Origin of the sequence: Martinezella tropici (genome assembly GCF_008370325.1) — a bacterium.
GTDB classification, from domain to species: domain Bacteria; phylum Pseudomonadota; class Alphaproteobacteria; order Rhizobiales; family Rhizobiaceae; genus Rhizobium; species Rhizobium tropici_B.
Genome location: NZ_VNIP01000004.1, coordinates 217946 through 228777 on the forward strand (window position 1 = coordinate 217946; position 10832 = coordinate 228777).

Genomic DNA, 10832 nt, shown 5'->3' on the forward strand with positions numbered 1-10832 from the left:
TCATTTCCATGGTGCATTAAATAGATTAAGTTACTTTGATTTGATGTCAAGCCGCAGCTTCGGAGGATCAAGATGCCGGCGACATTCAACAGCAGCTAGCGGCGTGCAGCCGCATTTCCCGATTACGGAAGAATCGAGCCATCGTGGGCGTCCGCGATGGGCGGGGAGGTTTGATTTGGTTGGCGAGAGCCGGCCGACCCTGACATCTATGGAGGATCATATGCGCTTACTCATTCTCGGCACGGGCGGAATGGCCAATAAGCATGCTGCAAGTTTCAAGGAGATCGAAGGCGTCAGCGTCGTGGGTGGAGTCGACGTCGTTCCCGAGCGGCTCGCTGCCTTTTGTACGGAACATGGCATCCCCAATCATTTCAGCTCGCTTGAGGAGGCCCTTGCCTGGGGCGAGTTCGACGCCGTCGCCAACGTGACGCCCGACAGTGTCCATCATGCCACGACGCTTCAGGCGATTGCGGCCGGCAAGCACGTCTTCTGTGAAAAGCCGCTCGCGACCGATGCGATCAAGGCGATGGAAATGACCGAGGCGATCGAGAAAGCGGGCAAAGTCGGCATGGTGAACTTCACCTATCGCAACTCTCCCGCCCTGCAGAAGGGCCGGCAGATGGTGCTTGCCGGCAAGATAGGCGAGGTGAGACATGTGGAAGCTTCCCATCTGCAGAGCTGGCTCGTCGGGCGGCATTGGGGAGACTGGAAGACCGAAAGCAAATGGCTGTGGCGCCTGAGCAAGAAACATGGCTCGAACGGCGCACTCGGCGACATCGGCATCCATATCGTCGATTTCGCCTCCTATGGTTCTGGCCTCGACGCTGCCCATGTTTTTGCGCGGCTGAAGACCTTCAACAAGGCACCGGGTCACAAGATCGGCGACTATGATCTCGATGCGAATGACAGCTTTACCATGAACGTCGATTTCGCGACCGGAGCGATCGGTACCATCCAGGCGTCACGCACCGCCGCCGGCCAGATGGACCAGCTTCGTCTCAGGGTCTATGGCGAGACAGGTTCGATCGAGATGATCTATGACACCGGAAAGTCGACGTTGCGCGCCTGCCTTGGCGACGACGTCCATACCGCGACATGGCGCGACGTTCCCTTCGACGAAGTGGAGACAAATTATCAGCGGTTCGTCCAGGCGGTCAGGATGGGCAAGACGCAGGAACCTTCATTTCGCCGTGCCGCGAATATCCAGAAGGTTCTGGACAAGGCGATCGCCTCGGACATCAGCCATGCGGACGAGGCGCTTGCCTAGAGCCTTTCCACATTTCTTCGAATCGCGGAAACGCTCCATCCTTTGTTTTTGCGTAATTCCGGACGGAAAACCGCTACGCACTTTTCCTGGAATTGCTCTAAGCCGGCATGTCTGGTCAGGCGGAGACCGGCGGCAGCAGGGTGTTGAGGAATGGCAGGAATGCTGCCCCAAGCGCCACGCCGCCGCCACGGAAGCTTGCGGGCTTCATCGGCGAAATCCATGGCGTCAGGAAGGGCCGCTTTGACGTGTCGCGCCGCTCGACGGAAAGCTGATGGATTAGCGCTTCGATGACGCCTCTCGGCAGGTCGCTGCCGATCATGATGATACTCGGCGCGATGAAGCCGGCAATTGCGATGATCGGGTCGAGCAGGTGGCTTGCCGCCTCGCGGATCCATTGTGCCAGCAGCGGAGAAGACGGCTCCTGGCCCTCCAAAAGGCGGGCGAATTCGTCATCACCGATGAGGGCGCGCAGGGCGGCGAAGCCGACAACGGTGCTCAACGGGACATTGTCGGGGCCGGTGCGCATGTCGCCGATATTGCCGGCGCGCCCGTGGACACCCGAATAGGGAATGCCGCGAACGAGGAAGCCGGCCTGGACATCGTCATCGACGATGATCATCGCCAGCCCCCCTTCGGGGGCGGGCGTGCCGATCGTCCGTTCGGCGAGCAAGCTTGCCGTGCACTCGTTCTCGACATAACTGCGCGGAAGTTTTAACGCCGCATCAAGCGCGCCCGTCTCTTCCGCGGTCCAGTCATTCGAGCCGATCCCGACGCCGATGATCGGCAGGCCGGCATGGCGGCCGATCATGGCTTCGATGGTCGAAAGGACGGATTCTACTCTCGTCGTTCGAACGAGGGTGAAATAAACACGGTCGTGAACCTGGCCGCTGAGATCGACGAGGACGGCCTCGCCCCGGCTTTGACGGACCCGGACGCCGATCGAGAAGGCGCCCTCGGGCCGCAGGGCAAATTCGGTCGCGGTCGCGCCGCTGCCCGCACCGTTGCGGCGATACGACGTCACCAATCCTTCCTCGCCAAGGCGGCGCAGGATGTTGGTAATCCCCGGACCAGTCAGCCCGGAGTGCCGGCCAAGCTCCATGCGGGTCAATGGGCCGTGGCGGCGGATTGCCTCCAGGATGACGCGGATATTTCTGTCGGCGATTTCTCCCGACCGCAGACCAAGTGTTTTCCCCCGCGTAACGTCCGTTTCCTCCGGCGGACGCCGCCGCGGCCCGGATCGAAGATACCGCATAACCGACTTCCCTGAGCGCCTTCATGCTTGTGTAACACGGCAAATGTCGACGCCCCTAACTATTTTCCAATCGGCTCTTGCAAGCTGCGGAAAAGCCCAACGAGTCGGGCTTTTCGCCAGATCCAGCGTTTTCGAGCTATCCGGAATTGGAGCGGGTTTAGAGCTAGCCAATCGGACGATTTGTCTGTCTATTGACCCATTGGTTCTGCCCATGTGGCTGTGGCATCGTAAATTGGCTTAGCTCACATACTGCTTATATGGGAATTTACTCAGTCTTGGGTTGGCGCCATTCTTCCTGTCGATAGCGATTTGCAGGAGGATGTCACCATGCCTGTTGATAGTGAGCTTTTCGAAACATCGGCCGGAAAACATATGGTTTCCCCAGGCATGATCCCTTTAACCCATCCGTGTGCCGCCACGACAAGACGCAAATCCGAAAACGTGCTGCGTTTAAAAGCTGATGGCAGATCAACCGATGATATAGCAAGAGAGGCTGGTGTCAGCCGAGCGACCGTAACCAGAATCTTGCGCTATGTTGAGAGAGCGGCCGCTAGTTAGCTGAGGTCTGACGCAGCGAAAGGTGGTGGAAGTTCCCGAGCCTGTCCGGTCGCAGTCTGGCGATCCGCACCATCGACGCCGCATCCTGCAACAGTTGCGAACTTAAAATGCATGCTCTGAGCAATGCTTCGACCAACCGTGCATTATCCAGTCGACCACGGATTGCCGGACATGCGAGAAGCACGCCAGCTTCCGAAGTTTCGCCCACCGTTCGTAAGCCATGTCATGCGCCGTTACACGGTAGTGGCCGTCGAGCTCAGGAATGATCTTGTCAACGAACATGTTGCGCTGATCTCCCGAAGCATCTTAGAGCACTGCCGGCCGAGCTTCTCGGCGATGATCCCAACGGCGAACCGCAAATCCTATCTCCTAGCTATCACCTGTTCCCGGGCGCAGCCCCCAAAAACAAGCGTGATGATGTGCCCCCAAGGTAAGCGGGATCTCTCGGACTGCGCAAGCGTGCAAAGCGCATGCGGAGCATAGGCTGGCAAGCACTCGAAGCGCCCAGAGCAGAGGAAGCTTTAAGGGAGCATTCCGACGGAATATGGAAGTTTTTGGAGGATTGACCGAGATACCGCCAGCCAAAAACTCTAGCAACTTATTCTTGGCCGCTTGACGCGAAAACAAAGTTACTTAATCTAAAATTCGGTGATGCGATCCCTCCTGGAGGAGACGGGACGTGGCGCTTGCGACCTGTTCGCGTTGATATGTTCTCCCCGCCATCAGTTGCCGATTTTCCGATAGGACCCGCCATGTCTCTCACCATTGCCCAACGCCTCGATCGCCTCAAGGTCCGCATAGCCGAGCTCGCCCATTGGCGCGACAGACAGAGCCGAGAGATCGACGGCTGGACGTTTGATGGCGAGCCGATCGCGCATCGTCAGGACTGGCCGCACCGCAAGGGAATGGTTCGTTTCGCCGCGGCGGCAAAGGCTCCGCATGACTGGCCACTTGAGCAGACCCGTCTGCAGCTCGATCTTGGCGGCGAAAGCCTGCTGACCTTGCGCTATCTCGATGACCGAACCGAGACCTTCGGACTGGATCCCTATCACCAGGAGTTTCCGATCAGGGATAGGGCCTTCTCGATCGCGACCGAGAGCGTTGCTCGGTTCCCTTTTGGGGAGCCGAACCGGGCTCCACGGTTGAACAAGGCGCGGCTGATCTGGCTGGATGAGCCGGTCCACCGGCTGCATCTCCTGTTGCAACAGATCGCCGAGGCTGCCGATGTGCTCGACGGTCACGAAGCCGTGCCACATCTCATCGATGCGGCGGAACGGGCATTGCGCAGCCTCGATTGGCCTTCCGACACGGCTGCCTACATCGCGCGCGTATCAGGCGCGGAAATGCAGCAAAAGATATGGGAGTTGCCGGAACTTCAGGACAATCCAGCCGGCCTGAGCGAAGCTGAGAGCGCTTCTGCCTCAGCCGCCCATGATCGGCTGCTTGAGCAATTGAAAGAGCTTCAGAAGCGCTTTCCGCAAAACGGCGAACTGCTGCTGACCGGCCATGCCCATATCGATCTCGCATGGCTTTGGCCCTATGGCGAGACGCGCCGGAAGATGCGCCGCACCTTCAATACGGCGCTTTCGCTGATGGAACGCTCCGACGATTTCCGCTTCAATCAATCGACCGCACATTATTACGCGCAGATGGAAGAGGATGATCCGGAGCTCCTCGAACGGATCAAAAAGAAGGTGGCCGAAGGCAAGTGGGAAACCGTCGGCGGGATGTGGGTCGAGCCCGACACCAACATGCCGACGGGTGAGAGCCTCGCTCGCCAAGTGCTTTATGGGCAGCGCTATTTCGAAAAGCATTTCGGCCTGCGCCATACCGTCTGCTGGCTGCCGGATTGCTTCGGTTTTTCCGGTGCCCTGCCGCAGATCCTCCGGCTCGCAGGCATGAATAGCTTCTTCACGATAAAGGTGAACTGGAGCGAGACCAATCGCATCCCGTCCGACCTCTTCTGGTGGAAGGGGCTCGACGGCAGCAAGGTACTGACGCATACCTTCGACAATCCCATGCAAGGCTATAATGGCTTCGTGCAGCCGGATTGCTTCGTGCCGACATGGAGGAATTTCCGCGGCAAGACTAAGCACGACACATCGCTATTGGCTGTCGGCTACGGCGACGGTGGCGGCGGCGTCACGCCGGAAATGGTCGAGCGCGAAGTACAGCTGCGCGATTTTCCGGCAATCCCTAGAGCACGCTGGGGCACGGTGAAGGGCTATTATGACAAGGCGCATCGCACGGCGGCGGAAAAGGACCTGCCGGTATGGGACGGAGAAATCTACCTCGAACTGCATCGCGCCACGCTGACGACGCAAAGCGGCGTCAAGCGCAAGCACCGCCAGGCCGAACGCGCGCTGATCACGGCCGAGACGCTGGCTTCGCTCGCCCACATGCTCGGAGCTGCAAAACCGCAAAGCCTCGAAGCAGATTGGCGCACCGTCCTGAAGAACGAGTTTCATGACATCCTGCCCGGATCGAGCATTCGCGAGGTCTACGTCGATGCCGAGCGGGAACTTGATGGTGTGATCGACAATGCCAAGGCGGAGCAGGGCAAGGCGCTCAAGGCGCTATCGGTCCATCTTCCGACAGGCGGCATCACGGACGCATTGATTGTCGTCAACCCGTCCCTTTCACCGCGGCCACTCACCGCCACACTGTCCGACGGAACGGACCTGTCATCCGCCGATCTTGTCGCGCCTCTTTCCGTCGCAATCTTCGACCGCAAGGTGCTCAACCCCGCCGGCATGCTGAAAGCCGACGCCCATCACCTTGAGAACGAGCATCTATCTGTTGTCATCGGCCAGGATGGGTCCGTGTCGAGCCTCGTTCACAAGGCGACGGGACGGGAGGCAATCGAAGGGGCTGCCAATCAGCTCTGGGCCTATCCCGCCGACAAGCCCCGCAACTGGGATGCCTGGGATGTCGACGCCGATTATGCCGAAAAAGCTATCCGCCTCGATCAGCCCGAGAGCATCGCTCTGGTCGAGGAAGGGCAGCATCGTGCTGCGATCCGCGTCGTCTATCGATATCGCAACTCGGCCGTCACTCAGCTTTATGTTTTGACGGCCAATGCCCGCCGGCTCGATATCGAGACGACGATCGACTGGCACGACCGGCGCACCCTGCTTAGGACCCTGAATCCGGTCGCCGTGCGTTCGCGCGTAGCGACGTTCGAATGTGCCTTCGGCATCGTCGAGCGGCAGACGCATACGAACACCCCTTGGGAGCAGGCGATGTTCGAGGCAGCGGCCCATCGCTTCGTCGATCTCAGCGAACCCGGCTTCGGCGTCGCCTTGCTCAATAACGCCAAATACGGGCACAGTTCCCGCGGCAATGTCATCGGGATGAGCCTCGTGCGGTCACCGATCTATCCCGATCCGCTTGCCGACGAAGGCCAGCAGAGTTTCACCTATGCGCTGATGCCGCATGAAGGCGCCTGGCATGAAGGAGGCGTTCTGCCGGAGGCGATCGATCTCAACCAACCGCTCGTCACCATGGAGGCAAGCGGGCTTTCGCAGGGCACGCTCTCGCCTCTTGGCGTCGAGGGCATACCGGTTGCCTTCTCGGGCTTGAAACCGGCGGAGGAGGGCGAGGGCCTTGTCCTGCGGCTCTACGAGCCTGCCGGCCGGCGTGGCCGCCTGTCGCTGAACCTGGCGCCGGGATGGAAGGCATCAAGGCCGCTGAATATCCTCGAAGAGCCTATCGAACGCGAGGGACCCACCGACATCATGCCGTTCGAGATCCGGACGTGGAGGCTGCAGAGAAGCTGATAGCGGAAATCGGCCTCTATGGACCAGCCGGGATGGATGTTGTTCTCCATTTTACTTTTACGTAAGTGTCGCTAAAGTTCCTGGCAAATAACTATTCGCTGGGGAGGTCGAATGGGCAGTTGCGCGGATGTCGTCGTCGTTGGGGCGGGCCTGTCTGGTCTTGTAGCTGCCTCGGAGCTGATTGAGCGTGGAAAACGGGTGATCCTCGTCGATCAGGAACCGCGGGCAAGCCTCGGCGGCCAAGCCTTCTGGTCTCTCGGCGGGCTGTTCATGATCGATACGCCAGAGCAACGGCGCATGCGAATTCGCGACAGTATCGAACTTGCCCGCCAGGATTGGCTGGGCTCCGCCGCCTTCGACCGGGCCGAGGATTTCTGGCCGCGCGCCTGGGCGGACGCCTATCTCGATTTCGCCGCCGGCGAGATGCGTGGCTGGCTGCATGGGCTCGGCATGCGCTGGTTCCCCGTCGTCGGCTGGGCCGAGCGCGGCGGACGCCTTGCCCATGGCCACGGCAACTCCGTGCCGCGCTTTCATGTCACCTGGGGGACGGGTCCGGGGGTGATCGAGCCATTTGTGAAGCGGGTGCTGGCCGCCGAGAGGGAGGGAAAGATCGAGCTGTTGTTCCGCCGACGAGTGACGCGGCTGATCGGCGACGGCAGCGGCATTACCGGCGTGGAAGGCGAGATCCTGGCCGAGGACAATATTCGGCGCGGTCAACAATCGAACCGCGATGTCGTCGGGGATTTTCGCATTCAGGGCGCCGTGATCGTGGCGAGCGGCGGCATCGGCGGCAATCCGGAACTGGTTCGCCGCGCCTGGCCTGCCGAACGCCTCGGTCCACCGCCGGAACGGATGCTGAGCGGGGTGCCTCACCATGTCGACGGCTTGATGATCGGCCATGCCGAAGCGGCGGGCGCACGGCTCATCAACGGCGACAGGATGTGGCACTATACCGAGGGTATCCGCAACTGGGATCCTATCTGGCCGAACCATGGCATTCGTATCCTGCCAGGGCCGTCCTCTCTCTGGTTCGACGCCAATGGCAACCGTATGCCCGCCCCCTGCCTGCCGGGTTTCGACAGTCTTGCGACGCTAGAGCATATCTGCAAGCTCGGGCATAGTTATAGCTGGTTCGTAACCACCCAGAAGATCATCAAGAAAGAGTTCGCGCTTTCGGGGTCCGAACAGAATCCCGATCTCACTGGCCGTGACATCGGCCTGCTCCTGCGCAGCCGGCTCGGCCGCTCGGCCCCTCCGCCGGTGGAAGCCTTCAAGGAGAAGGGCGAGGATTTCATCGTCGCCGAAACGCTGGAAGAACTGGTCGGCGGCATGAACCGCATCGGGGATTGTCCGGTCGACCCTGTCCATCTGCGCAGCCAGATCGAAGCCCGTGATCGCGAATTGGACAATCCCTTTGCCAAGGATGCCCAGATCGTTGCCCTGAGACAAGCGCGTGGCTATCTCGGTGATCGGTTCATGCGTACCGCACCGCCGCACCGGATCCTGGATCCAAAGGCGGGTCCCTTGATTGCCGTGCGTCTCAATATTCTCACCCGCAAATCCCTTGGCGGGCTCGAAACCGATCTGAACAGCCAGGCGCTCGGTCAGGGCGGCGCGCTCATACCGGGACTGTTCGCCTGCGGCGAAGCGTCAGGCTTCGGCGGCGGTGGATATCATGGCTACAATGCGTTGGAGGGAACGTTCCTAGGGGGCTGCATTTTTTCGGGACGCAATGCCGGGCGCGCGGCATGAGGATCAGCCTATTGGGCGCGGTTCTTTCCGGTAGAGGCAATCCGCTCAATGCCATCGATATCGATGGTCTCTGCAGCCTTTGTCAGTGGCATCCATGTCGATGGGATGTCCGACGACACTGCGAGGGCATGCAGTCTCGTCGGACGTTGTAGTGATCGGTTCGGGGGTGGCGTCCGAGCCGACAGCGGAAACAATAGCGGCCACGACGGTTTAGTGAACCTACCCGAATGGACGGCTGGCCTGCGTCTCAGCGAGACAGGTCCGCACCGGGCGGTTTCCCGAATAGTTTTCGGTACTCCCGATTGAACTGCGACTGATTTTCGTAGCCAACCGCAAAGGCGACGGGTCCAATCTTGTCGACGCCCAGCTGCAGCCTTCGTCGTGCTTCGTGCAATCGCAGCCGTGTCCGGAATTGCAAGGGACTCATCGCGGTAGCGGCCTTGAATGCGCGATAATAGGAGGTCTGGCTCATGCCGGCGATATCAGCCAAGGTCGCGACATCGACCGGCTGATCGAAGTTGGCTTTGATCCAGGCGGTCGTGCGGGCGATGCGTGACAGGCGGGAATGTCCTATTCCGCTTTCGATGACCATGTCGCCGAGGCTGCCCTGGACGAGCCTATAGACAAGCTCGCGTTGAGCAAGCGGCGCCAGCGTCTCGATGTCCGTGGGCCGATCCAGCAGCCGTACCAGTCGCTCAAGAGGCTCCAAAATGTCGGCGGTGAGGCCGGCAATTGCGGCGCCCTTTGTCCTGGTCACCGATCTGCGCTCCCTTTTGCCTGCCACCAGCTCGGCAATGATCGCCGGATCGAGGTCAAACGTTATCGCATAGTGCGGGTGACCAGGGCTCGCCTCGGCAACACGCGCCGTCACCGGAAGATCGAGTACGACGACGAGATAGTCGTGCGGCCCGATTTCAATGTGCTGCCGATCCAGGATGAGCTCCTTTCGACCCTGCAGGACGACGCAAAGGCGCGGATCATAAAGGCTGCGGACCGGTTCGGTCGGTGCTTCGCTGCGAAAGAGCGTCAAACCCGGAACCGGCGTTTTTTGCTTGGGCGCGGCGCAATGAAAGCGCATCAACTCGATCAAGCTTTGTCGTGTGGTTTCCATCGCTTTTCCCGTCTTCTCGCGTCGTCGAGATCAAGATAGGCCAGGATGGTAGGATTGTGCAAAGCTTCGAAAGGATCGGCCTAAGCCACCGTCATTGCCGAGCGTATCTCTTCCGCAAGCGAGATCACCATGATCGCAGCATTTGGAAGGATAATAGAATGAGAGATCACCGATCGATATGGCTCATCAGCGGAGCCTCATCAGGACTTGGACGCGCGATTGCTCAGGCGGTGCTGGAGGCGGGCGATATCGCGATTGCAACCGCACGCGACCCGTCGACAATCCGCGAACTCGTTGAAAGATTTCCGGATCAGGTCGTTGCCGCGCGGCTTGACGTAACCGATCGCGCAACCATCGAGCAGGTGGTCGGCGAGGCCGAGCGGCGTTTCGGTCGGATCGATGTGCTCGTTAATGCGGCAGGCTACGGCTATCTCGCGGCGATCGAGGAGGGAGAGGATGTTGGGATACGCCGCCAATTCGAAACCAACGTCTTCGGTCTGCTTGATGTCACTAAGGCGGTGCTTCCGGGCATGCGCGCAAGGCGGTGCGGGTGCATCGTCAATCTTTCATCGCTCGGAGGATTGGTCGCATTCGCGGCAACAGGATATTATCATGCAACGAAATTTGCCGTCGAAGCGCTCTCGGAATCGTTGTCTTATGAAGTCGGGCCGCTCGGCATCAAGGTTCTGATCGTGGAACCCGGTGCCTTTCGCACCGATTGGGCTGGGCGTTCGATGATCGAGTCCCCCGTCATCATCGATGACTATGCCGATACGGCGGGGATGAGGCGGACCGCAACGCGCGCGGTCTCTGGTTCGCAGCCGGGAGATCCAAAGAAGGCAGCGCAAGCGATCCTGAACGCGGTCAAAGCCGAGCAAACGCCGCTTCGGCTTCTCCTTGGGACATCCGCGCTAAAGGTCGCCAAGGCACGGATGGAGACGCTGAAGGCTGAATTCGAAGCCTTGGCCGAGGTGACGACAAGCGTTGACTTCGAAAGCTGATGGCTTGCGCAACCGGCCATTTAAGGTCGTGCGATAGTGCCTCGCTGGAAACGGCGTGGGTGATGTCCTCCTATAATTTGCCGCTGCGCAACGCTTTGCGGGAGTTACCGCT

General features: G+C 60.1%; 6 protein-coding genes and 1 pseudogene. 4 read left to right on the forward strand and 3 right to left on the reverse strand.

Going from position 1 to position 10832, the window contains the following annotated elements:
- The first annotated feature begins 220 nt into the window (after positions 1-220).
- Positions 221-1267, forward strand: coding sequence for a Gfo/Idh/MocA family protein (locus FP026_RS06765; RefSeq protein ID WP_149633858.1), 1047 nt, complete (start codon positions 221-223; stop codon positions 1265-1267).
- Positions 1268-1382: 115 nt separating this feature from the next.
- Here the strand turns inward: FP026_RS06765 and FP026_RS06770 are convergent, their stop codons facing one another.
- Both FP026_RS06770 and FP026_RS30925 read right to left on the reverse strand, forming a co-directional pair.
- Positions 1383-2519: an ROK family transcriptional regulator gene (locus FP026_RS06770; RefSeq protein ID WP_149633859.1), complete on the reverse strand. Its 1137-nt coding sequence runs from the start codon at positions 2517-2519 to the stop codon at positions 1383-1385.
- A 687-nt stretch (positions 2520-3206) separates the two neighbouring features.
- A pseudogene (locus tag FP026_RS30925) lies at positions 3207-3427 on the reverse strand (IS30 family transposase); the annotation flags it as partial.
- A 402-nt stretch (positions 3428-3829) separates the two neighbouring features.
- Here FP026_RS30925 and FP026_RS06790 point away from each other — a divergent pair.
- Both FP026_RS06790 and FP026_RS06795 read left to right on the forward strand, forming a co-directional pair.
- Complete coding sequence (locus FP026_RS06790) at positions 3830-6856, forward strand: alpha-mannosidase (RefSeq protein WP_149633861.1); 3027 nt, start codon at positions 3830-3832, stop codon at positions 6854-6856.
- Positions 6857-6967: 111 nt separating this feature from the next.
- Positions 6968-8608, forward strand: a complete 1641-nt coding sequence (locus FP026_RS06795) for an FAD-binding dehydrogenase (protein WP_149633862.1) — start codon at positions 6968-6970, stop codon at positions 8606-8608.
- A gap of 247 nt (positions 8609-8855) precedes the next feature.
- On the opposite strand, the gene FP026_RS06800 is transcribed toward FP026_RS06795, so the two are convergent.
- Positions 8856-9719 carry an AraC family transcriptional regulator gene (locus tag FP026_RS06800; RefSeq protein ID WP_149633863.1) on the reverse strand — a complete coding sequence of 288 codons (864 nt, stop codon included), beginning with the start codon at positions 9717-9719 and terminating at the stop codon, positions 8856-8858.
- A 158-nt stretch (positions 9720-9877) separates the two neighbouring features.
- Here FP026_RS06800 and FP026_RS06805 point away from each other — a divergent pair, with 158 nt between their 5' ends.
- On the forward strand, positions 9878-10720 hold the full coding sequence (locus tag FP026_RS06805) for an oxidoreductase (protein WP_149633864.1): 843 nt from the start codon (positions 9878-9880) through the stop codon (positions 10718-10720).
- The last annotated feature ends 112 nt before the right edge of the window (positions 10721-10832 follow it).